Genomic DNA, 23,157 nt, shown 5'->3' on the forward strand with positions numbered 1-23,157 from the left:
TCCCCGCTCGGCGCGCCCATAAGGGACACAACCTTAGCGGTGTGACGCCTGTTTACGATCGCGGCGCGCCGGTCATCGGTGGGAAGTGTCGGACAGCATGGCGTCGAGCCCCGTCGTGGGCTCCTCGGCGAGCTTCTTACGGCCTTTCCTGCGCCAGTTGATGTGTCCGCGGCTCTCCATCCACAGCAGCAACCGGTCGGCGGCGAACAGCACCACAACCGCGAAAATGATCGCTATCACCAAAGCCATGGGGGCCAGTCAAGCCGCCATCGCCGCCGCGTGCCAACTCGGACACGCGGCTCAGCCGCAACTCGGCGGAATGACCGTACCCTTTGACGTGCGAAGATGCCCTTCGCCGGTGTAGACCCATTTGGTCGAGGTCAGCTCAGGAAGACCCATCGGTCCGCGCGCGTGCAGCTTCTGGGTGGAGATCCCGATCTCCGCGCCGAACCCGAACTCGCCCCCGTCGGTGAACCTCGTGGAGGCGTTGACCGCGACGGCGGCGGAGTCGACCAGCTGGACGAACCTGCGGGCGGCGCGCTGCGAGCGCGTGACGATCGCGTCGGTGTGGCCCGAGCCGTACTTCCTGATGTGGGCGACCGCCGCCTCCAGAGAGTCGACGACGGCGGCGGCGATGTCGAGCGACAGGTACTCGGTGAGGTAGTCGTCCTCGGTCGCCGGGACCACCTCGCCGAAGGCGGCCACGCGCGCGTCGCCGTGGACGGTGACGCCCGCCTCGGCCAGCGCCGCCAGCGCCTTGGGCAGGAAGCGGTCGGCCGCGTCGGCGTGGACGAGGAGGGTCTCGGCCGCGTTGCACACCGACGGACGCTGCGCCTTGGCGTTGACCAGGATCTCCACGGCCAGATCGAGGTCGGCGTCGGCGTCGACGTAGACGTGGCAGTTGCCCACGCCGGTCTCGATCACCGGAACCGTCGACTCCTCGACCACGGAGTTGATCAGCGAGGCGCCGCCCCGCGGGATCAGCACGTCGACCAGGCCACGGGCCCTCATCAGTTCCTTGACCGAGTCGCGGGTCAGCCCGGGCACGAGCTGGACGGCTCCGGCGGGCACCTCGGTCGCCTCCAGCGCCGCCTGCATGACCTTCACCAGCGCGGTGTTGGAGGAGTAGGCGCTGGACGAGCCGCGCAGCAGGACCGCGTTGCCGCTCTTGAGGCACAGCGCCGCGCCGTCGACGGTGACGTTGGGACGGCCCTCGTAGATGATGCCGATCACGCCCAGCGGCACCCTGAGCTGGCGCAGCTCCAGGCCGTTGGGCAGGGTGCCGCCCCGCACGACCTCACCCACCGGGTCGGGCAGCTCGGCGATGTCGCGGACGGCCTGCGCGATGGCCTCGACCCTGGCCTCGTCGAGCCGGAGCCGGTCGATCATCGCCTCGGAGGTGCCGGCCTCCCTGGCCTTGGCCACGTCGGCGGCGTTGGCCTCGATGATCTCCGCATGGTGCTCGACCAGGGCGTCGGCGATGGCGCGCAGGGCCCTGTCCTTGGCCGCCCGCGGCAGCGGGGCCAGCTCGGCGGCGGCCTCTCGCGCCGCGTGGGCAACCTTCAGGAACTCCTCGGACATCGCGCCCTACCTCTCGAGCTAGCTGTGGGCTTCCAGTATGACGATGTCGTCTCGGTGGATGAGCTCGCGTTCATATTCCGGACCGAGCCGGCTGGCCAGCTCCTTCGTCGAGCGCCCGAGCAGCCCGGGGATCTCCCCGGCGTCGAAGTTGACCAGCCCGCGCGCCACCACCCGGCCGCGCGGACCGCACAGGTCGACGGGGTCGCCCGCGGCGAAGTCGCCCTCCACCGACACGACGCCCGCGGGCAGCAGCGACTTGCGCCGGGTGACGACCGCCTCGACCGCGCCTTCGTCGAGCGTCAGCCGCCCGCGTCCGGTGGTCGCGTGGGCCAGCCACAGCAGCCGGGTGCCGGGGTGGCGCCCGCCGGGGTGGAAGAAGGTGCCGACATCGGCTCCGGCCAGCGCCTGCGCGGCGTGCGCCGCGGCGGTGAGCACCACGGGCACGCCCGCGCCGGTCGCGATGCGCGCGGCCTGCACCTTGGTCACCATGCCGCCGGTGCCGACGGCCGCGCCGTTCTTGCCCAGTTCGACGCCGACCAGGTCCTCAGGGCCGCGCACCTCGGCCAGCCGGGTGGAACCGGGCCGCGAGGGCGGCCCGTCGTAGAGCGCGTCGACGTCCGACAGCAGCACCAGCGCGTCGGCGCGGATGAGGTGCGCCACCAGCGCCGCCAGCCGGTCGTTGTCGCCGAAGCGGATCTCGTCGGTGGCCACCGTGTCGTTCTCGTTGACGACCGGCATGATGCCGAGCTCCAGCAGCCGGTTGAGCGTGCGCTGGGCGTTGGCGTGGTGCGAGCGGCGCATCATGTCGTCGGCCGTCAGCAGCACCTGGCCGACGCGCAGGCCGTACCGGGCGAAGGAGGAGGTGTAGCGGGCGACCAGCACGCCCTGGCCGACGGAGGCGGCGGCCTGCTGGGTGGCCAGGTCGCGCGGTCGCGCGGACAGCCCCAGCGGGCCGAGGCCCGCCGCGATCGCGCCGGAGGAGACCAGCACGATCTGCGTGCCGGCACGGCGGCGCGCCGACAGCACGTCGACCAGCGCGTCGACCCGGTCGACGTCGATCACGCCCTGAGGGGTGGTGAGCGAGGAGGATCCGACCTTGACGACGACCCTCGACGCTGAGCTGATCTGTTCCCGCACGTCCCGCACCCTATCCGAGGCCCGCTGCCGCGCCCGGGACTCCCCCGGGCCGTGCGGACACCTTACCGATCTACGCGATCATCTCGTCAGCCGAGCCTGTTGTCGGTGCCCCGGGGCCCCACGTGGACGGACTCGGCGTTGAGCGTCGGCTGCCAGTCGAAGATGTAGCCGTCCTCCATGGACCCGATGACGACCTCGGCGCCCGCGACCGCCCCGGCCTTGACCAGCTGCTCCTCGACGCCCAGCCGTTCCAGGCGGTCGGCCAGGTAGCCCACGGCCTCGTCGTTGGTGAAGTCGGTCTGCCGGATCCACCGCTCCGGCTTCTCGCCGGTGACCTGGAAGAGGTTGTCGTTGACCTTGCGGACGGCGAAGCCCGCCACGCCGAGCTGCCTGGGCCGCAGCACCAGCCGCGTCGGCTCCTCGACCGGCTTGTTGGCGCGGGCCGCGGCCACCCACTCGCCCATCGCGAAGGTGAACTCGCGCAGCCCCTCGTGCGTGGCCGCCGAGACCGTGAACACCTTCAGGCCGCGCGCCTCCAGGTCGGCGCGCACGATGTCGGCCAGCTCACGGGCGTCGGGCACGTCCGCCTTGTTCAGCACGACCATCCTGGGCCGGTCCTCGAGCTGGCCGTAGGCGTGCAGCTCGGCCTCGATCACCTCGTAGTCGGTGATCGGGTCGCGACCCGGCTCCATGGTGGCGCAGTCGATCACGTGCACGAGCATGTCGCACCGCTCGACGTGGCGCAGGAACTCGTGGCCGAGCCCCTTGCCCTGCGAAGCGCCGGGGATGAGCCCCGGCACGTCGGCCACCGTGAACACGGTGTCCCCCGCCGTGACCACGCCGAGGTTGGGGATCAGGGTCGTGAACGGGTAGTCGGCGATCTTCGGCCGGGCCGCGCTCAGCGCCGCGATCAGCGACGACTTGCCGGCGCTGGGAAAGCCCACCAGCGCCACGTCGGCGACGCTCTTGAGCTCCAGCACCACGTCGAGCGCGTCACCCGGCTCGCCGAGCAGCGCGAACCCCGGCGCCTTGCGCCTGGCCGTCGCCAGGGCGGCGTTGCCGAGGCCGCCGTGCCCGCCCTGGGCGATCACGTAGCGGGTGCCGGCGCCCACCAGGTCCACCAGCACCTCGCCGGTCCTGGCGTCCTTGACCACGGTCCCGTTGGGCACCGGCAGGACGACGTCGCCGCCGTTGGCGCCCTCCCTGTTGCTGCCCTGCCCCTGCTTGCCGTTGTCGGCCTTGCGGTGCGGGCGGCGGTGGTAGTCGAGCAGCGTGGCGGTGTTGGGGTCGACCTCGAGAACGACGTCGCCGCCCCGCCCGCCGTTGCCGCCGTCGGGCCCGCCGAGCGGCTTGAACTTCTCCCGGTGGATGGAGGCGCAGCCGTTCCCGCCGTCGCCGGCCTTGATGTGCAGGACCACCTGGTCCACGAAGTCCGCCACTACCCGTCTCTCCATCCTCTACGTTTCATCTGGTACGGCAAGCCGGCGCAAGCCCACCCTCGGCGCGGGGCCGGCGTCCCTCCAGGGAGACGCTCCTCCAGCGCGCGGGGCCGGCCGTCGCGACGCGGCCCGCCCGGCCCGGCCCGCTCGCCTGCCGTACCGGAGACCCTCAGGGCTCCGAGAACGCGAACAAGGGGTGGACCATGACGATCCACCCCTTGCTACAACGTTCGTCGGCGGCGGATTACTCCGCGACCGGGACGATGCTCACGGCGCGACGGCCGCGCTTGACGCCGAACTGCACGTGGCCGGCGGCCAGCGCGAACAGCGTGTCGTCGCCACCACGGCCGACGTTGTCGCCGGGGTGGAAGTGGGTGCCGCGCTGGCGGACGATGATCTCGCCCGCGTTGACCAGCTGGCCACCGAAGCGCTTGACGCCCAGGCGCTGGGCGTTGGAGTCACGGCCGTTCCGGGTGGACGACGCGCCCTTCTTGTGTGCCATCTCTCAAACTCCCGATCAGGCCTGGTTGATACCGGTGATCTTCACCTGGGTGTACCGCTGGCGGTGACCCTGGCGCTTCTTGTAACCGGTCTTGTTCTTGTACTTGAGGATGCGGATCTTGGGGCCCTTGGTCTCGCCGAGGATCTCGGCGCTGACCGTGAACTTGCCCGCCTCCGTGGTCACGTCGCCATCGTTGACGACGAGCACCGTCGGCAGCGAAACCGAAGAACCGACCTCGCCGGCGACCTTGTCCACCTCGAGGACGTCACCGACGGAGACCTTCTGCTGCCTGCCGCCGCAACGAACGATCGCGTACACCGCGGAACCCTTCTGCTGACTCTCTGAATGCTGCGCCCGGCATTCGATCACTGTCTGGAACCGACGAACCGAGTGGGCGCGCGAACAGGGCGCGTCACTGGACGCACCGATTGACTAGGTTACCGGATTACCGGCCCCCGGTCGAACCGGCTGGGTCGTCGGACAAACCGGCCATGCCCGCTGGCGTTCCGCCCGCCGAAAGGGACGCTCACGCCGTGGTGGGAGGCCGGCTCGGTTGGCGCCCCGCCGAAGCGGGGCGCCGCCGTAGCCGGCGCTACTCGGCCGACTTGGCTCGGCGGGAGCGTCGCCGCCCCCTGCCGGAAGTCTGGTTCGCCTGGTCGTCCTCCGTGGCGGGGACGTCATCAAGCGCACCGGTCACGGTATCACGGTTGGCGGAGTCATTGGCCGCCGAGACCTTCTCCGCCACCGCCTTTTCGATGGCCATCTTGCCCTGGGTGCCCCGCGGCTCCGGCTTGCCCTCGACCGGCTCGGTCGAGACGATCAGGCCACGCCCGTTGCAGCAGTCGCACGGCGTCGAGAAGGCCTCCAGCAGGCCCTGACCGACCCGCTTACGGGTCATCTGGACCAGACCGAGGGAGGTGACCTCGGCGACCTGGTGCTTGGTCCTGTCGCGGGCCAGGCACTCCAGCAGCCGCCGCAGCACCAGGTCGCGGTTGGACTCCAGGACCATGTCGATGAAGTCGATGACGATGATGCCGCCGATGTCACGCAGCCTGAGCTGGCGGACGATCTCCTCGGCCGCCTCCAGGTTGTTGCGGGTGACGGTCTCCTCGAGGTTGCCGCCCTGCCCGGTGAACTTGCCGGTGTTGACGTCGACGACGGTCATCGCCTCGGTGCGGTCGATCACCAGCGAGCCGCCCGACGGCAGCCACACCTTGCGCTCCAGCGCCTTGGCCAGCTGCTCGTCGATCCGGTAGGACTCGAAGACGTCGCCTTCCTCGTCCCAGCGCGTGAGCCGGTCGGCCAGGTGCGGCGCGACGTACTTCACGTACTCGTCGACGGTCTCCCACGCCTCCTCGCCCTGCACGACCAGCGAGGAGAAGTCCTCGTTGAAGACGTCGCGGACCACGCGGATGGTCAGGTCGGGCTCGGACGACAGCAGCTCCGGCGGGCTGGCGGACTTGGCCTTTTTCTGGATGGCCTCCCACTGCGCCGACAGCCTGGCCACGTCGCGCCCGAGCTCCTCCTCGGAGGCGCCCTCGGCGGCCGTGCGCACGATGACGCCGGCGTTCTCGGGCATGACCTTCTTCAGGATGCTCTTCAGCCGCGTGCGCTCCTTGTCGGGCAGCTTGCGGCTGATGCCGGTCATCGACCCGTCGGGCACGTAGACGAGGTAGCGGCCGGGCAGCGAGATCTGGCTGGTGAGCCGGGCGCCCTTGTGGCCGAGCGGGTCCTTGGTGACCTGCACCAGCACCGACTGGCCCGACTTGAGGGCGGCCTCGATGCGCTTGGGCTGGCCCTCCAGGCCGGCGGTGTCGAAGTTGACCTCACCGGCGTACAGGACGGCGTTGCGGCCCTTGCCGATGTCGACGAACGCCGCCTCCATCGACGGCAGCACGTTCTGCACCTTACCGAGGTAGACGTTGCCCACGTAGGACTGGCTGGCCTCGCGGTTGACGTAGTGCTCGACGAGGATGCCGTCCTCGAGCACCGCGATCTGGGTGCGGTCGCCCTGCCGGCGCACCACCATCATCCTGTCGACGGACTCGCGCCGCGCCAGGAACTCCGACTCGGTGATGATCGGCGGCCTGCGGCGGCCCAGCTCGCGCCCCTCACGGCGGCGCTGCTTCTTGGCCTCCAGCCGGGTGGAGCCGCGCACGCTCTGCACGCCGTCGGCGGAGGTGTCGAGCGAGCTCGACCGGCCGGTGCGCGGGGCGCGGATGCGCACCACGGTGTTGGGCGGGTCGTCGCTGGCGGGCTCGGCGACCTCGTCGCCGCCCCTGCGCCGCCTGCGCCTGCGGCGGCGCGACGTCGACTGCTCCTCCTCGTCGGCCGACGACTCCTCCGCCTCCTCGCCGCCGTCGGCGGCCTCCTCGTCCTCGTCGGACTCGTCGGCGTCGGCACTGTCCTCGTCACGCTCGCGCGACTTGCCGCGGCCCCTGCCGCCCCTGCGCCGGCGCCTGCGCCTGCCGCCGGCGTCCTCCTGATCGTCGCCGTCGGTCTCGTCCTCGACCTCGTCGAGCTCCTCGGCCTGCTCCTCGCCGAACAGCTCCTCGGCCTCGTCGGCCGCCGGCTTCACCGGCTGCGGCGGCTCGACCCTGGCGGGCTGGGCCTGGCTCGGGTCGGGCGCCTGGAAGAGCGGCGTGAAGATCGCGGCCGGACGCTGGAAGGTCGTGTCGGGCTCCTGGACCGCCCTGGCCGACAGGCCGAACGGGTCGGCGAACAGCGCGGGCCTGGCGGCCGGCTCCTCGTCGAGGTCCTCGCCCGCGGGCTCGTCGTCGAGCGGCTCGCTCTCCGGCAGCGTCTCGATCAGCTCGGCGGCCACCGCGGCCTCGACGGGCGAGGCCGTCTCGACGGACGGCTCAACCTCGGCGGTCGGCTCGGGCTCCGGCTCGGCCTTCTTGCGGGTGCGGCGCCGCTTCGGGGCCTCTTCCGCCACCTGCTCGGCGGCGGTGTCGGCGCCGTCGGGCCCCGCGGCGGCGGCCTGCTCGGCCGCCGGCGCCTCCTCGGCTGCCTTCCTCGTCGTACGGCGGCGCGTGGTCGTGGCGGTCGACCGGGACCGGGTGGCCCGCTTCGGCGCGGGCGCCTCCTCCGCGCCGGTCTGCTCCGCCGCGGCCTGCTCGGCGGCCTGCCCCACGGCGGCCCGCGCGGCCTGAACCGCGCCCTCGAGCATGCCGGCCGGCCCCTCGGCACCGGCGACCTCGGAGGAAGCCGGACCCTCGAGGGCCTCGTCAGCGGCGGCCGTGCCGTTGGCCTGCGCCGCGCTCGCCGGCGCGGAGGCCGGAAAACCGGTTGACGCCGCACCCGACGGACCGGAAGCCTGCGTGGTGACGACTACCGTCGGAACGTCGTCGATCTCCGGCGGCGGCCCCGCGGGCCTGCTCGCCGAGCGCCGGCGCTTCGGCGCGGCAGTCTGTTCTGTTGTTTCCCCGTCAGGGCCATGGGCCCCGGTGCCGGGCTCGTTGTCGAGCATGCGGGCGCTCTCCCGTCAGCCCCCGGGCGCGTCGCCGCGCCGCGCAGGAGCCCTCGTGTCTCGTTGTCCGTCCGCGCCTGCGACAGGCGCGGACGCCAAGTCCTGTCAGCGGTCGAGCCCTCCGGGCCCCGCCACCGTGCGGGGCTCGCAAAGCTCTCCCTTGCGGTGTGAGACGCGCAGCCGCCATGTCACGTTCGTGCCAGTGCGGCAGCTCACATCTCTCACCAGCCGTCGACGTGCGTGCCTGCCGGTCCCGCTGCGCCGCCGCGCGTCATGTCGCGGTCAAGGTCGAACGGGTCGGCGGGCTCACCGGTTACGGCGTCGAGCGGCCCCTGCGCCAGCCTGGTCACCTCGGGGGGGACCGGCGGCGCGAAGTCGGCCACCAGGCGCAGGCCCGTGAGCACGTCGTCGGGTCGAACGGCAGGAGTCACGTGCCGAACAACCATGCGCAGTATGACACACGACTGTCCTGGCACCTGAGCTGCAGTTCTTTCTGAAGCCAGTGTCAGCACCGCCTCGCGGGCGTCGAAGCGCCGCATCCCCTTCTTGGTGAGGCGTTCGACCTCGACGGTGCCCGCCGCGAGGAACTTCTCCACCGCCGCGCGCGCCAGCTCACTGTCGGCGCCCGGCAGCCGCAGCTCCCACGTCGAACCCTCCAGGCGGTCGGCGAGCGCTCCAGTGCGCGCCTCGACGACGTCGATCACGTCGAGACCTGGAGGCAGCGAGGCGTCGAGATCCGCGCGGATCCTGCCGGGATCGCACGGCTCGGTCAGGCCGAGCTCGAGGTATTCGGCCTCGCTGGCGACGCCCGTCGGCGCCGCACCCGCGTAGGAGATCTTCGGATGGGGAGAGAATCCCGCGCTGAAGGCCACCGGAATGCCGGCACGGCGGACCGCCCTCTCGACGGCCCGCGAGATGTCGCGGTGACTGGTGAAGCGCAGGCGTCCGCGCTTGGCGTAGCGCACGCGTAGGCGCTGCACCGTGGGCGCGGGCGCGGGCCCCTCGGGAACAGGCTTCAGAACGTCGTCTTCCTTCCCGTGTCAGAGTTTCTTCGTTTCAGGATAAGGCCGTCTCTATACCACAGTGAGCGGCAGCAGCTTGCGGCCCGTCGGGCCGATCTGGATCTCGGTGCCCATGGTCGGGCAGACACCGCAGTCGTAGCACGGCGTCCACCGGCAGTCCTCGACCTCCGCCTCGTTGACGGCGTCCTGCCAGTCCTGCCAGAGCCACTCCCGGTCGAGGCCGGCGTCGAGGTGGTCCCAAGGCAGGACCTCGTTCTCCTCGCGCTCGCGCGTGGTGTACCAGTCGACGTCGACGCCCGCCTTCGCCGCGGCGGTCATCCAGCGGTCGTGGGAGAAGTGCTCGCTCCAGCCGTCGAAGCGGCCGCCGTCCTCCCAGACGGCCCTGATGACCGCGCCGACCCTGCGGTCGCCGCGCGAGAGCAGCCCCTCCACGATCGAGGGCTTGCCGTCGTGGTAACGGTAGCCGATCGCCCTGCCGTACTCCCTGTCGCCACGCAGCGCCTCGCGCAGGGCCTTGAGCCGCCGGTCGACGGTCTCATGGTCGGCCTGCCCGGCCCACTGGAACGGGGTGTGCGGCTTGGGCACGAACCCGCCGATGGAGACCGTGCAGCGGATGTCGCGCGAGCCGGTGGCCTCGCGGCCCGCCTTGATGACCTTCTTGGCCAGGTCGGCGATGCCGAGCACGTCCTCGTCCTGCTCGGTGGGCAGGCCGCACATGAAGTAGAGCTTCACCTGCCGCCAGCCCTGGCTGTAGGCCGTGCTGACGGTGCGGATCAGGTCTTCCTCGGTGACCATCTTGTTGATCACCTTGCGCATGCGCTCGGAACCGCCTTCGGGCGCGAAGGTCAGGCCCGAGCGGCGGCCGTTGCGCGAGAACTCGTTGGCCAGGTCGATGTTGAAGGCGTCGACCCTGGTCGAGGGCAGCGACAGCGAGGTGTTGGTGCCCTCGTAACGGTCGGCCAGCCCCTTGGCGATGTCGGCGATCTCGGAGTGGTCGGCCGACGACAGCGACAGCAGGCCCACCTCGTTGAAGCCGGACTCGTTGATGCCGTTCTCGACCATGGCGCCGACCGTGGTGATCGACCGCTCGCGGACCGGGCGCGTGATCATGCCGGCCTGGCAGAACCTGCAGCCCCTGGTGCAGCCGCGGAAGATCTCCACGCTGAACCGCTCGTGCACCGTCTCGGCCAGCGGGACGAGCGGCTTCTTCGGATACGGCCACTCGTCGAGGTCCATGACGGTGTGCTTGTGCACCCGCCACGGCACGCTGCTCCGGTTGGGAGCCACGCGCTTGATGCGGCCGTCGGGGTGGTACTCGACGTCGTAGAACTTCGGAACGTAGACACCGCCCGACTCGGCGAGCCGCATGAGCAGCTCGTCACGGCCGCCGGGCCGCCCCTCCGCCTTCCACTCGCGCACGACCTCGCTGACGGCGATGGCGATCTGCTCGCCGTCGCCCAGCACGGCCGCGTCGAGGAAGTCGGCGATCGGCTCGGGGTTGAAGGCGGCGTGACCGCCCGCCAGCACGATCGGGTCGTCGTCGCCGCGGTCGACCGACAGCAGCGGGATGCCGGCCAGGTCGAGCGCGGTCAGCATGTTGGTGTAGCCCAACTCCGTGGCGAAGGACACGCCCAGCACGTCGAAGGCGCGCACGGGGCGGTGACCGTCCACGGTGAACTGCGGGACGCCCTGCGCGCGCATGAGCGCCTCGAGGTCCGGCCACACCGAGTAGGTGCGCTCGGCCAGCGTGTCGGGCAGCTCGTTGAGGATCTCGTAGAGGATGGCCACGCCCTGGTTGGGCAGGCCCACCTCGTAGGCGTCGGGATACATCAGGGCCCAGCGCACCGAGGCCTCGTCCCAGTCCTTCACCGTCGAGTTGAGCTCACCCCCGACGTACTGGATCGGCTTCTGCACCTTGGGCAGCAGCGCTTCCAGGCGTGGGAACAATGACTCGACAGACATAGCACCAAGGGTAATGGAGCGACAACACCACTGGGTCGGCCGCCGTCAGTACGCTCTCTCCCTGATCCTGATCGCCTGCAGCATCCCCACCGCGATCAGGTTGGCGAAGGTCGCGGTGCCACCGTAGGAGACGAACGGCAGCGGCAACCCGGTGATCGGCATGATGCCGATGGTCATCCCGATGTTGACGAACGTCTGGAACCCGATCCAGCACACGATCGTGCCCGCCACCAGCGTGCCGAAGCGGTCGTCGCACTGCTTGGCGATGTGCAGGCCGCGCAGCAGCACCACCCCGAGCAGCGCGACGACCGTGACCGAGCCGAGGAAGCCGAACTCCTCGCCGGCGACCGTGAAGATGAAGTCGGTGTGCTGTTCGGGCACGAACCTGCCGTTCGTCTGCCCGCCCATGAACAGGCCCTTGCCGAAGAACTCGCCGGAGCCGATCGCGATCATCGACTGGGTGCTGTTGTAGCCGACGCCCCGGGGATCCACGCTTGGGTCGAGGAAGGCGGTGAAACGCGCCACCTGGTACGGCTCCAGCAGCTCGAAGAGCCACACGCACGCCCCACCGGCCACGCCGCACAATGTCAGCAGAACCAGCCACCGCTTCCTGATGCCCGCGATGACCAGCACCGACGCGGTGATGACGGCCAGCACGAGCGTCGTGCCGAGGTCGGGCTGCAGCATCACCAGGCCCATCGTGCCCACCGCCAGCGCCAGCGAGAACGCCACGTCGAGCCCGCGCGGCCGATCGGTGCCCTCCGCTGGCTGGGCCAGCAGCATCGCCAGCATCAGCAGCAGCCCGACCTTGGCGAACTCCGAGGGCTGGATCGCGAACCCGCCGCCGAGCATGATCCACGAGTGCGAGCCGTTGACCGTCGTGCCCACCGGGGTGGCCACCAGCACCAGCCCGATCACCGTCACCAGGTAGGCCATCGGCGCGTAGGCCCGCAGCAGCCGGTGGTCGACCATCGACACGACCCCGCACATCACCGCCCCGAGCAGCAGGTTGAGCACGTGTTTCTTGACCAGCCCCGTCGCGCCCGGCGCCCACGTGCGGGTCGACGACCAGACCAGCAGGGTGCCGATCACGCCCAGCGCGGCCACCGCGACGAGCATGACCCAGTCGAGTCGCCACAGCGCCGACTGCGCGCCCACGGCGGCCAGCGCGAAGTGCCGGCGCGGCCTCAGCTGCGTGCGGGCCGTCATCGCGCCACCGTGCCGTCACTCTTGATCTTCGGCAGCACCCCGGTCGGCAGCTCGGGCCGCCCTCCCTTGGACCGGTCCTTGTCCTTCGCCGCTTCCTTCGCCGGGTCCGTCACCGCGTCCTTCTTCTCGCCGTCCGCCGCCGACGGGAATCCGTAGATCCCCTCGTAGATCTCCCGTACGGCGGGCGCCGCGGTCGAGCCGCCCATGCCGCCCTGCGACACCATGACCACGACCACGAACCGGGGATTGGCGGTCGGCGCGAAGGAGGCGAACCACGAGGTGTCGGCCTTGCCCCAGACCTCGGCCGTACCGGTCTTGCCGCCGACCCGCACCTTGTCCATCGGGAACCCGGTGAAGGCGCCCGCCGCGGTGCCGTCGGAGGCGACCTGGCTGAGCGCGTTCTTGATGTAGGCGCGCTCCTTGGGGCTCAACGGCAGCTCGCCCCTGACCGGCACCTCGATCTTCTTCACCAGCGTGCCGTCGGGCCGTACCAGCGCCCAGCCGATCCTCGGGCTGCGCAGCTTGCCGTCGCTGACCAGCGCCGCGTAGGCGGTGGCCAGCTGCAGCGGCGTGACGAGCACGTCGCCCTGCCCGATGGAGAAGTTGGCGGCGTCACCGGGCCTCAGCAGGTAGCCCTCCAGGCAGTTCTCGTAGGCCAGGCGCTTGAGGAAGGCGGCCCTGGCCCTGTCGGCCACCTCGGGGTAGCCGGTGCGGGCGCGGCGGCAGTTGACGGCGCTGGTGGCCGCCCACATCTCCTTCTTCCAGGTCCGGTCGGGAATGCGGCCTGACGACTCGCCCGGCAGGTCGACACCCGTGGGCCGGCCGAACCCGAACGATCGGGCCATCGCCGCGAACCGCTCCTTCGGCGGCTTCTTGGGCCGCAGCCCGCCGTCCTTGAGCCACTGCTCGTAGGCGGACTTGTAGAAGATCGTGTCGCACGAGCGCACCAGCGCGGTGTGCAGGGTCAGCGTGCCGAGCCCGATCCCCCGGAAGTTGTTGAACGCCCTGCTGCCGACCATGTACGAGCCGGGGCAGGAGTACTGGCCGTGCAACGGGTAGCCGGCGCGCAGCATCGCCGACACCGACGACACCTTGAACGTCGAGCCGGGCGCGAACTGGCCGTTGATCGCCCGCGACACCAGCGGCTTGCCCTCCTTGTCCGACAGCAACCGCTGGTACTCCTTCTCGGAGATCCCGCCCGTCCAGATGGCGGGGTCGTATCCGGGCGCGCTGGCCAGCGCGACCACCCTGCCGGAACGCGCGTCGAGCACCACCCCCGCCGCCCCGTCGGCCTGGGGCGCCTTCTTCATCGCCCCGTCGATGGCCTTCTCCACGATGCCCTGGATCCGCGCGTCGATGCTGGTGATGAGGGTGTCGCCGGGAACGGGCGCCACCCGCTGCCGCACCCCGAGCGACTTGCCCATCCTGTCGACCTGGACCTTGCGCAGCCCGCTCTTGCCGCGCAGCGCCTCGTCGTAGACGTACTCCAGGCCGTCGCGGCCGACCACGTCGACGCCCGAGAACTCCGCCTTCAGCCCCTCGCGCTTCTCCAGCTCGTCCTCGGTGGCCGGCTGCAGGTAGCCGAGCATCTGCGCGCCCGCCTTCCCGCCCGGGTACTCCCTGACGGCCTGCACCTCCGCCGTCACGCCGGGGAACTCCTCCTGCCGCTCCAGGATCTGCAGCGCCTCGCGGGTGGTGGCCTTCTGGTCGATCGGGATCGGGCTGTACGGCGAGCCGGTCCAGCAGGGCCTGGTCACCTTGGGCCCGCACGGCTGGATGCGCTTCTCCAGCAGCCTGGCCGGCGTGCCGAGCACCTCCGACAGCCGTTGGAGCACCTTCGCACCGCCGTCCTTCATCCTGGTCAGCGCCGTCCTGTCCACCGAGATGACCAGCGCCGTCCGGTTGCGGACCAGCGGGTGGCCCCATGCGTCGAGGATCTGCCCGCGGACGGCGGGCACCACGACGTTCCTGTTCCTGGTCTCGTCGGCCGCGCTGACGAACTCCGCGCCGCGCATCATCTGGACCTGCCACAGCCGTACGGACAGCACCGCCAGCAGCGTGACGACGAGCACGTGGAGCACGAACAGCCTGGTGCGCATCCTGGTCATGACGCGTACCTCTCCGACCGGCCGGCGATGATCAGCCGGATGACCAGGGGCGCGAGGAGCAGCGAGTACAGCACGGTGACCGGCACCACCGAGGTGACCGAGGCGGCCGTGACCCGCGGGTCGCCGATCAGCCAGCCCACGGCGGCCGCCAGCAGCGGCGCCGCCAGCACGCACAGCATGACGGTCACCAGCGTGCCGCCCGGCCGGCGGCCCGCCACGTAGCCGACCAGCGCGTAGACGAAGGCGTACTGGCCGAGCACGTGCGCGGTCGGCGGCATCACGTCGATGAGGATCCCCGCGCAGAACCCGATGACCGCGCCCGTCACCGGCCCTCTGGCCAGCGCCAGCCCGATCACGACGAGCAGCACCAGATCAGGCCCGCCACCGGGCGGCAGCGGGAACCTGTTGACGACCGTGACCTGCACCAGCAGCGCCACGACGACCACCAGGATCGCGATCACCGCTCGCCCGCCAGCCTGGGCAGGACCACATCGCGCGGGTCACGCCGGGGCGCGGCCACCACCACCCCCACCGCGTCGAGCCCGCTGAGGTTGGCGAAGGGCCGCGCGTAGGCGATGCGGGTCAGCTCGCCGGGCGTCGCCTCCACCCGCTCGATCACCCCGATCGGCACCCCCGGCACGTACGGCACGCCGCGCTGCGAGCCGAAGCTGACGATCCTGGTGCCCGGCGTGAGGCGGGCGGTCGAGTCGAGCAGCCGGAACTGCACCAGCCTGCCGTACTCGCCGACGCCGTGGATGACGCCGATCTCGTTGTCGCCCTCCAGCCTGGCGCCCACCGACGAGGCGGGATCGCTCAGCAGCATGACGGTCGCGTTGTCCGCCGTGGCCCGCACCACCCGGCCCACCAGGCCGTCGCCGTTGATCACGGTCATCTCGGGCCGCACCCCGTCGCTGGTGCCGGCGTCGATCTCGACGGCGTCCTCGAAACCCGGGTGCCCCCTGCGGGCGACCACGGTGGCGGGGACGACCGTGTAGCCGCCCCGCTGCGCGGTGCCGAGCAGCCTGCGCAGCTCCGCCGAACGGGCCTTGTCGAGAGCGGCCGCCACCAGGCCGGCGCGAAGCTCGGCGTTCTGCGCCTCCAGCTCCTTGATCCGCCGACGGGCTCCCGGAGCGCCGGCCAGCGCGCCCACGAACTCACTGACCGGTGTCACGACCCCGGCCACGAGCCGCTCAGCCCCGCCGAACAGCGACGAGCCGACTCCACGCAGCAGGGCGAACGGCGAGCTGCCGCCCGCGCGGTGGTCGACGGTCAGCACGACCAGCGCCACGGTCAGCAGCAGCCCGAGGATGAGCCGGGCACGGCGCGTGTCCCTCATCTCAGTGACGTGGTTCCGGGACCAGCACCGAGTGAAGCGCCTCGAACTCCTCCACGCACTTGCCCGAACCGAGCGCGACGGAGTCGAGGGGGTTCTCCACCATGTGGACGGGCATGCCGGTCTCGTCCCTCAGCCGCTCGTCCAGGCCCTTGAGCAGGGCGCCGCCGCCGGTGAGCGCGATGCCGCGGTCCATCAGGTCGCCCGACAGCTCGGGCGGGCACTTGTCGAGCGTGGTCTTGACCGCGTCGATGATGGTGTTGACCTGCTCCCTGATCGCCCTCCTGATCTCCTCGGCCGAGACCACGATCGTCTTGGGCAGCCCGCTCACCAGGTCGCGGCCCCTGATCTCGGCGTTGAACTCGTCGTCGGAGGCGCAGGCCGAGCCGATGGCCATCTTGATCTCCTCGGCGGTGCGCTCGCCGAGCATCAGGGAGTACTCCTTCTTCGCGAAGGTGATCACCGCCTGGTCGAGCTCGTCGCCGCCGACCCTGATCGACTGGCTGGTCACCACGCCGCCCATCGAGATGATGGCCACCTCGGTGGTGCCGCCGCCGATGTCGACGACCATGTTGCCGGTCGGCTCGTGGACGGGCAGCCCGGCGCCGATCGCGGCGGCCATGGGCTCCTCGACGATGTAGACCTTGCGCGCGCCCGCCTGGTAGCCGGCCTCCTTGACCGCCCGCTGCTCCACCCCGGTGATGCCGCTGGGCACCGCGATGATGATGCGCGGCTTGGCGAAGTGGCGGCGCTTGTGGACGCGCTGGATGAAGTAGCGCAGCATCCGCTCCGTCACGTCGAAGTCGGCGATCACCCCGTCCTTGAGGGGGCGCACGGCCACGATGTTGCCGGGGGTGCGGCCGATCATGCGCTTGGCCTCGATGCCCACGGCGACGATCTTGCCGGTCGTGGTATTGATGGCGACGACGGACGGCTCGTTGAGCACGATGCCGCGGCCACGCACGTAGACCAACGTGTTGGCGGTACCGAGATCGACCGCCATGTCACGGCCGAGAAAGGCGAGCCTGCTGCTCATGGGGAGCCCCGTAACGTCGTCGCGAATAATTACGGATCGCATTTGAATCGTAACGTGACGTACCCGCATGTGAGCGCAATGAGCCCGGGTGGCCCTCAAAAATCTTCTCGCCTCCCCCTCACCACCCGTTTGCCCGCAAACCTGCACCACGTCAGACCCGGTGTTCACGGATCCTCGGGGCAGGCGCGTCGAGATCATCGAGCGTGGCACCCGACGTGCGGATTGACCTGATTTGTCAGGGTTTCTCGGTGGGGTGATTTGCCCCCTTTCGTCACAGACTGGAGGGCAAAGGAAAGGCAAAGCCGGGAGCCACGGAGATCGTCTCGGGGGTCCGTGACGGCGGCCCGCCGGCGGCTCCCGAGAAGCGTCCCCTGGACGGGCGCCGGTCGGTGAACACGGAGGCGCCCGGGGCGGCTTGCCGTACGGGATGGGACCCGATGAAGCCGCCCCTCACCCCACGGAACGGCGCCTCCATGCAGGACCGGCGCGAGACGCCCCGCCCGGCCCACCCACGGACAGCGCCTCCGCGCACGACCGGCGCGAGACGCCGCCCGAGACGATCGGCGACCGGCAGAGCGGACGGGAAACGGCACCGCCGCCCCGTGAAGGAGGCGACGTTCTTCAAGAGACCGTCAACACCTTCAAGAAGCCGTCAAACCCGCAGGCCACCGGACGTTCAGCAGCCGTCGATGACCGTTCGAGGCTCATGGAGCGTCGAACACCCAACGGGGCGTCAAACGCCGGACGCCGGCCCCGCGGTGGTGCGGGGCCGGCGTCCGGGACGGAACCTCAGAAGCGGTCCGGGAAGAAGATCTTGATCTCGCGCGCGGCCGACTCGGGCGAGTCGGAGCCGTGGACGACGTTCTCGCCGATCTCCAGCGCGTGGTCGCCACGGATGGTGCCGGGGGCCGACTTGACCGGGTCGGTCAGACCGGCCAGCGAGCGGAAGGCCTCGATCGCGCGGGGGCCCTCGACCACCAGCGCGACCAGCGGCGCGGAGGTGATGAACTCCACCAGCTCGCCGAAGAACGGCCGCTCGGCGTGCTCGGCGTAGTGGGCCTTGGCGGTCTCGGCGTCGAGCTGGCGCAGCTCCATGGCCACGATCTTGAGGCCCTTGCGCTCGATGCGAGCGATCACGTCACCGATGAGGCCGCGCTTCACCCCGTCGGGCTTGATCAGGACAAGAGTGCGCTCGGACACTGGTGGTTCTCCTTTGAACTGGATGTCTTGGTCGCGAAATGCGGCGAACGCGCGAAGCTTACCGCCCTCTCACGAATTCCCCGTGCTCGACGACACTCACCTAGTCGTCGGCGGCGTCTTCCGGGGACTGCGCGGGCGGCGGGACGACCGGCATCGGCCCCGTCCCCTCGCCCGGCCCTTCCGCTGAAGCACCCCTGCCGGCGGGAACCTCGCCCGACGGCCGCCGGTCGCGCGCGTCACCCGCGGACAGCCCGTCGGTCACCCCGCTCCCGGGCGCGCCGCCATCTCCCGCCACCCGGCCACGCGCACCGCCGTCGCCGACCGCTCGACCACCAGCCCCGCCGTCGCCGGCCGCTCGGCCTGCAGGGCCGCCCTCGCCGGTCGTCCGGCCTGCAGCCTCGCCCTCGGCGGTCGATCGGCCAGCCGCACCGCCGGCGCCGGGCGATCTACCTGCAGCGCCGCCGGCGCCGGTCGACGGGGTGGGAGCGCCACCTGGCGTGCCGGGCGCGGGCTGCCCCGGCGACGCCGACGATCCAGGCGAGCCGTCCGCGCGCCGGCCCGCGGTGCTCTCATCGGAGACGGCCCCGGCCCGTGAAGCCATCCTCCGGTCCTGCGCGGCGGTCACCCTGGGAACCTCACCTGTCGGCGTGTCCTCGTCCGGCACCCTCTCGCCACGCTCCGCCGACAGCCACGCCCTGCCGCCGGGTTCGGCGGACGCCTCTCGCGCCGCCTCCAAGCCGGCCGGCGCCTCTCGCGTCGTCTCGAAGCCGTCCGACGTGTCCCGGCCCGGCCGGGACCCGCCCGACGCCTCCCAGCCTGTTTCGCGCTCGATCGGCGTCTGCCGACTCGCCCATGTGGCCGACGTCCCGGCGGGTTCCTCCGGCGCGATGCCGTCGCCCGCCACCGGGAACTCCGCGGCCCGCTCCCGTGCCGTCCTCGCCGGCCACGGCGCCCGCAGGTCCGGCGAGGACCCAGGGAGGCCGTCGGCGGCGGAAGCCGTACCCACGAGGTCTCCAGGAGCCCCGCAGGGGGTCTCCTCGTCATCTCCGGCGGCAGCGGCGGCACGGGCGGCCGAGCGCCGCCCGAGCAGCGCCGCGAGCACGATGACCGCCACCACCAGGAACCCGCCGATCAACGCCCACAGGTGCAGCGCCTCCACGAACCTGTCCACCAGCTGCTGCGCCGACTGCGGCCTGCCGAGCAGCACCATCTGCACGCCGGTGCCGAGCAGGTATCCGGCCAGCACCCCGGGGAAGCACAGCGACAGCCCGTAGAGCGCCGCCCCCGGCCCCGACATGCGCAGCGCCGCGGTCAGCGCCACGGCCGCGCCCAGGGCCAGCAGCGCGAACGGCACGACCAGCAGGAAACCGTCGCTGGCCGGCACCATGAGCCGCACCGCGCACAGCCCCACCACGATCGTGACCAGGCCCGCCCTCGACAGCCACGGCATCGCCGCCCTGTCGAGCACGCCGACGGCCAGCGCCGCGCCCGCGCCCAGGACCGCGCAGATGACGAAGGGCAGCCACAGGCCGCTCAGCCCGGGCCCGCCGACCCCGCCCAGCTCCATGTAGGTGACCTGGGCGGCCGTCGGCAGCACCACGACGCCCACCGCGAACATCGCGTAGGCCAGAGCGCGCCCGGCCGGACCTTCGAACGTGCCGATCGAGGCCAGCGTCAGCAACGCCGCGATCGAGAACAGCGCCGCCAGGATGACCAGCCCCGCCGGCCAGCCGAAGGTGGTGCCGACCGCCAGCACCGCCAGCCCCGCCGCCGGCACGGCCGTCAGCGTCAGCCTGCTGCGTTCGGCCGCGCGCGGCCCGGGGGTGCCCGTGGCGCCCATGACCACGCCGAGAGCGAGGTAGACGGCCGCCAGGCCGAGCGCGATGCCGGTCAGCAGCGGGTACGGCTGCAGCGTGACCCGCCAGTGGCGCGCGGCGTCGAGCGGCCAGAGCGCCAGCGCCTGGGCGGCGAGGAGGCTGACGGCGAGCATGCCCGTCCAGAGCGCCCGCAGCAGCGGCGCCCGCTCCCAGGCGGCCATCAGCAGGGCGGGGACCAGCAGGCCCGCGCCGATGCCGTGGACCACCCGCAGCAGCCCCACGAGGAGCGCCGAGCCGGCGAAACCGCCGGCCGCGTCGGCCAGGGCCAGCACCGCCAGCCCCGTGAGCAGGATCGGCGCGGCCTTCATCCGCTGCACCAGCACCGATGCCAGCGGCACGGTCAGCATCATCGCCGGCAGCGCCAGCCCGTGCGCCCTGATCAGCTCGAGCCTGTCGAACTCCGGCGGCAGCAGTGCCGCGACGAGGGAGACGGTGTTGGGGATCGCGAGGATCGCCAGGGGCAGCGCGGCGACGATCAGTAGCCCGAGTGTCACGTCGAGCAGCCAGGAGAACCTGGCGCCTGCGGCGGGTCCCTCGAGGCCGACGGCCTGGGACCGCTCGATGGGGGGATCGATGGGGGGGACGGCCATGTTGGCCGACTTTAGCGGGAAGTCACGCCCTCGACACGGCGAGCGACGAATATCGCCGTGATCCACAGTGCCGCGAAGATCGCCCCGAGGAAGAACATCATGGGCACGAGGAACCCGGTGGCGATCGCCAGCACCTGCACGAGGCTGCCGATGACGTAGCCGACAGGCCGTTTGAGCAGGCCTGCCGCCACCACGCACAGGACGGCCAGGCCGATGCCGACCGTCACCGCCACCGCCACCGGGACCTGCTGGATCTTGATGGCCACGGGCGTGATGAGCGCGACCACGATCGCCTGCATGCCGAGCACGCTCGCGCCGAGGCGGCGCATGCCGGGTGTCACCTCGAAGTTCATGGCTGGTCCACCTTCAGCAGCAGTCGCGCGTCACCCGCGGTCACGACGGAGCCGGTGATGAGGACACCCGTGCCGCTGAACTCGCCCTCGGCGTCGGCGATGGCGAGCCCCCTGTCGATGGCGTCGTCGAGCCGCCCGACGACGTGCACGCGGTCCTCGCCGAACAGCCCGGCGGCCAGCTCGCCCAGCTCGTCGGCGGGCATCGAGCGCGGCGAGGAGTTACGGGTGACGACGATCTGGTCGAGCACCGGCTCCAGCAGCTCGAGCAGGCCGCTGACGTCCTTGTCCGCCATGACGGCCACCACGCCGATCACCTTGGCGAAGTCGAAGGCCTCGTGCAGCCCGTCGAGCGTGGCCGTCATGCCGCCGGTGTTGTGGGCGGCGTCGAGGACGACCGTGGGGCTCCTGCGCACGACCTCCAGGCGGCCCGGAGAGGCGGCCTGGGCGAAGCCCTGCCGGACGAGTTCGATGTCGAGCGGGTCGTCGCCGCCGGTCATCGCCTCGACGGCTGCCAGCGCGCAGGCGGCGTTGCTCGCCTGGTGCGCGCCGTACAGCGGGAGGTAGACGTCCTCGTAGACGCCCTTGAGGCCGCGCAGGGTGAGCAGCTGGCCGCCCATCGCGACCTCGCGGCTCAGCACGCCGAACTCGAGCCCCTCACGCGCGACCACCGCGCCCACCTCGACGGCCTTGTGCATGAGCACCTCGGCCGCCTCCAGCTCCTGCTGGGCGAGGATCGTGGTGGCGCCCGCCTTGATGATGCCCGCCTTCTCGGCGGCGATGGACGGGATGTCGGGGCCCAGCCGGTCGGTGTGGTCGAGCGAGATCGGCGTGATCACGGACACGACGGGGTCCATGACGTTCGTCGCGTCCCACGTGCCGCCCATCCCCGTCTCGATCACCGCCACGTCGACGGGCGTGTCGGCGAACGCCGCGAACGCCATCGCCGTGAGCAGCTCGAAGAACTGGATGCGCCGGCCCCTGCTGTCGTTCAGCTCGACGTAGGGCGCGATCTCCTCGTAGACGGCCGCGAACCGCTCCTCGCTGAGCGGCTCGCCGTCCACGACGATCCGCTCCCGCATGGAGACCAGATGCGGGCTCGTGAAACGCCCGACGCGCAGGTTGCGCTCCCGCAGCAGGGCCTCGGTCAGCCGGGCCGTGCTCGTCTTGCCGTTCGTCCCGGCGATGTGCACGACGGGGAAGGCCCGCTGCGGTGAGCCGAGAAGGTCCAGAAGGGCCACGATTCTGTCGAGCGTCGGCTCGAAGTCCCATTCGACGCCGCGTTCCATGATGGCCCGCTCAACCGCACGATAATCCACCCCACAACCCTATCCGCTCGTACGGCAGGCCCTTCCATAACGTCGGTCGTATGCACGTTTGGAGGGTAGGCCGCCCTACCCGGCGTTGCGATTCTTGGGCCATGGAAGGCGAAGGAATCACCCGCAAAACCGTGTTGAAGGCGGCGCTGCTGGCCGCCCCGCTCCCCTTGGTGGTCAACCAGGCCCATGCCATGGCCGGGTCGCCCCCGGCTCTCACCCCGTCCTGCGACGACGGCGACGACCCGACGCCCCCGCAGACCGAAGGCCCCTACTTCAAGCCGAACTCCCCGCGCCGCTCGGTCTTACCGGGTTCGGGCACCGCCCTGACCGTCAGCGGCTACGTCTTCGGCCTCAGCTGCCAGCCCCTGGCCAACGTCCTCATGGACTTCTGGCAGGCCGACGCCCAGGGCGCCTACGACAACGTCGGGTACAACCTGCGCGGTCACCAGTTCACCGACGCCCAGGGGGCGTTCAGGCTGACGACCATCGTCCCCGGCCTCTATCCCGGCAGGACCAGGCACCTGCACGTCAAGCTGCAGGCACCGAACCGTCCCGTCCTTACCACCCAGCTCTACTTCCCTGGCGAGCCGCGCAACAACACCGACACCATCTTCAACCCCGCCCTGCTCATGAACGTGCCGCAGCCGGGCACCGCCACGTTCGACTTCGTCCTGAACGTGCCGGGCACCCCGCCGACGTCACCGCCGCCCGGAAGCGGCACCTGGCGCGCCGGCACCACCTACCCCGCCGGAGCCCAGGTCCAGTACGGCGGGCGTACGTATCGCTGTCTCCAGCCGCACACCGCGCAGGTCGGTTGGGAACCGCCCAACACGCCGGCCCTCTGGCAACCCGTGTGACCCTTTACCGATAAGGCGTCGATTTACCGGGGAAAGCGCATACCAGAGAAGTCCGAAGAAGTCCGACAGGCGTGCCGGAACACCGCCCAGCGATGCTGTGAGGTGTTCCGGCACGCCCTCGAAACGGCCTGGAAAAGCAGAAAGGGCCACCCCAACCGGGATG

19 protein-coding genes are annotated in these 23,157 nt (G+C 71.2%); 1 reads left to right on the forward strand and 18 read right to left on the reverse strand.

Annotated elements, in window-relative coordinates; translation table 11 throughout:
• Positions 1 to 72 precede the first annotated feature (72 nt).
• The 18 genes from ACWDLG_RS43380 to ACWDLG_RS43465 form a co-directional block, all read right to left on the reverse strand.
• The gene (locus ACWDLG_RS43380) at positions 73 to 249 is read right to left on the reverse strand and encodes a hypothetical protein (protein ID WP_354916391.1); all 177 of its coding nucleotides are present in this window, start codon (positions 247 to 249) and stop codon (positions 73 to 75) included.
• A gap of 51 nt (positions 250 to 300) precedes the next feature.
• On the reverse strand, positions 301 to 1,581 hold the full coding sequence (locus ACWDLG_RS43385; protein ID WP_449931244.1) for a glutamate-5-semialdehyde dehydrogenase: 1,281 nt from the start codon (positions 1,579 to 1,581) through the stop codon (positions 301 to 303).
• 18 nt (positions 1,582 to 1,599) lie between these two features.
• On the reverse strand, positions 1,600 to 2,718 hold the full coding sequence (gene proB, locus ACWDLG_RS43390; RefSeq protein WP_449931246.1) for a glutamate 5-kinase: 1,119 nt from the start codon (positions 2,716 to 2,718) through the stop codon (positions 1,600 to 1,602).
• Positions 2,719 to 2,804: 86 nt separating this feature from the next.
• Positions 2,805 to 4,157, reverse strand: coding sequence for a GTPase ObgE (gene obgE / locus ACWDLG_RS43395; protein ID WP_449931248.1), 1,353 nt, complete (start codon positions 4,155 to 4,157; stop codon positions 2,805 to 2,807).
• 244 nt (positions 4,158 to 4,401) lie between these two features.
• The gene (gene rpmA, locus ACWDLG_RS43400) at positions 4,402 to 4,659 is read right to left on the reverse strand and encodes a 50S ribosomal protein L27 (protein WP_012893687.1); all 258 of its coding nucleotides are present in this window, start codon (positions 4,657 to 4,659) and stop codon (positions 4,402 to 4,404) included.
• A 15-nt stretch (positions 4,660 to 4,674) separates the two neighbouring features.
• Complete coding sequence (gene rplU, locus ACWDLG_RS43405) at positions 4,675 to 4,977, reverse strand: 50S ribosomal protein L21 (protein WP_184973140.1); 303 nt, start codon at positions 4,975 to 4,977, stop codon at positions 4,675 to 4,677.
• A gap of 274 nt (positions 4,978 to 5,251) precedes the next feature.
• Positions 5,252 to 8,131 (reverse strand): Rne/Rng family ribonuclease, encoded by a 2,880-nt coding sequence (locus tag ACWDLG_RS43410; RefSeq protein WP_449931250.1) that lies wholly within the window; start codon positions 8,129 to 8,131, stop codon positions 5,252 to 5,254.
• Positions 8,132 to 8,352: 221 nt separating this feature from the next.
• A complete protein-coding gene (locus ACWDLG_RS43415) occupies positions 8,353 to 9,096 on the reverse strand; it encodes a TIGR03936 family radical SAM-associated protein (RefSeq protein ID WP_449931252.1) in 744 nt (247 codons plus the stop codon).
• A gap of 108 nt (positions 9,097 to 9,204) precedes the next feature.
• Positions 9,205 to 11,115, reverse strand: a complete 1,911-nt coding sequence (locus ACWDLG_RS43420; RefSeq protein WP_449931254.1) for a TIGR03960 family B12-binding radical SAM protein — start codon at positions 11,113 to 11,115, stop codon at positions 9,205 to 9,207.
• A gap of 45 nt (positions 11,116 to 11,160) precedes the next feature.
• Positions 11,161 to 12,324 carry a rod shape-determining protein RodA gene (gene rodA / locus ACWDLG_RS43425; protein WP_449931256.1) on the reverse strand — a complete coding sequence of 388 codons (1,164 nt, stop codon included), beginning with the start codon at positions 12,322 to 12,324 and terminating at the stop codon, positions 11,161 to 11,163.
• Positions 12,321 to 14,432 carry a penicillin-binding protein 2 gene (mrdA, locus tag ACWDLG_RS43430; RefSeq protein ID WP_449931258.1) on the reverse strand — a complete coding sequence of 704 codons (2,112 nt, stop codon included), beginning with the start codon at positions 14,430 to 14,432 and terminating at the stop codon, positions 12,321 to 12,323. The genes rodA and mrdA overlap by 4 nt, the downstream gene beginning before the upstream one ends.
• Complete coding sequence (gene mreD / locus ACWDLG_RS43435) at positions 14,429 to 14,893, reverse strand: rod shape-determining protein MreD (protein ID WP_449931260.1); 465 nt, start codon at positions 14,891 to 14,893, stop codon at positions 14,429 to 14,431. The genes mrdA and mreD overlap by 4 nt, the downstream gene beginning before the upstream one ends.
• On the reverse strand, positions 14,890 to 15,768 hold the full coding sequence (gene mreC / locus ACWDLG_RS43440; protein ID WP_354916361.1) for a rod shape-determining protein MreC: 879 nt from the start codon (positions 15,766 to 15,768) through the stop codon (positions 14,890 to 14,892). The genes mreD and mreC overlap by 4 nt, the downstream gene beginning before the upstream one ends.
• A gap of 1 nt (position 15,769) precedes the next feature.
• The gene (locus tag ACWDLG_RS43445; RefSeq protein ID WP_354916358.1) at positions 15,770 to 16,801 is read right to left on the reverse strand and encodes a rod shape-determining protein; all 1,032 of its coding nucleotides are present in this window, start codon (positions 16,799 to 16,801) and stop codon (positions 15,770 to 15,772) included.
• A gap of 789 nt (positions 16,802 to 17,590) precedes the next feature.
• A complete protein-coding gene (gene ndk, locus ACWDLG_RS43450; RefSeq protein ID WP_354916355.1) occupies positions 17,591 to 18,001 on the reverse strand; it encodes a nucleoside-diphosphate kinase in 411 nt (136 codons plus the stop codon).
• A gap of 100 nt (positions 18,002 to 18,101) precedes the next feature.
• Complete coding sequence (locus tag ACWDLG_RS43455) at positions 18,102 to 20,468, reverse strand: hypothetical protein (protein WP_449931263.1); 2,367 nt, start codon at positions 20,466 to 20,468, stop codon at positions 18,102 to 18,104.
• 11 nt (positions 20,469 to 20,479) lie between these two features.
• Entirely contained in the window at positions 20,480 to 20,821 is a 342-nt protein-coding gene (locus ACWDLG_RS43460) for a DUF4233 domain-containing protein (RefSeq protein ID WP_354916349.1), read from the reverse strand.
• Positions 20,818 to 22,107: a bifunctional folylpolyglutamate synthase/dihydrofolate synthase gene (locus ACWDLG_RS43465; protein ID WP_449931268.1), complete on the reverse strand. Its 1,290-nt coding sequence runs from the start codon at positions 22,105 to 22,107 to the stop codon at positions 20,818 to 20,820. The genes ACWDLG_RS43460 and ACWDLG_RS43465 overlap by 4 nt, the downstream gene beginning before the upstream one ends.
• 131 nt (positions 22,108 to 22,238) lie before the next feature.
• Here ACWDLG_RS43465 and ACWDLG_RS43470 point away from each other — a divergent pair, with 131 nt between their 5' ends.
• Positions 22,239 to 22,994: a dioxygenase family protein gene (locus ACWDLG_RS43470; RefSeq protein ID WP_449931266.1), complete on the forward strand. Its 756-nt coding sequence runs from the start codon at positions 22,239 to 22,241 to the stop codon at positions 22,992 to 22,994.
• Positions 22,995 to 23,157: the final 163 nt, after the last annotated feature.

Source organism: Nonomuraea sp. NPDC003727 (assembly GCF_053586935.1).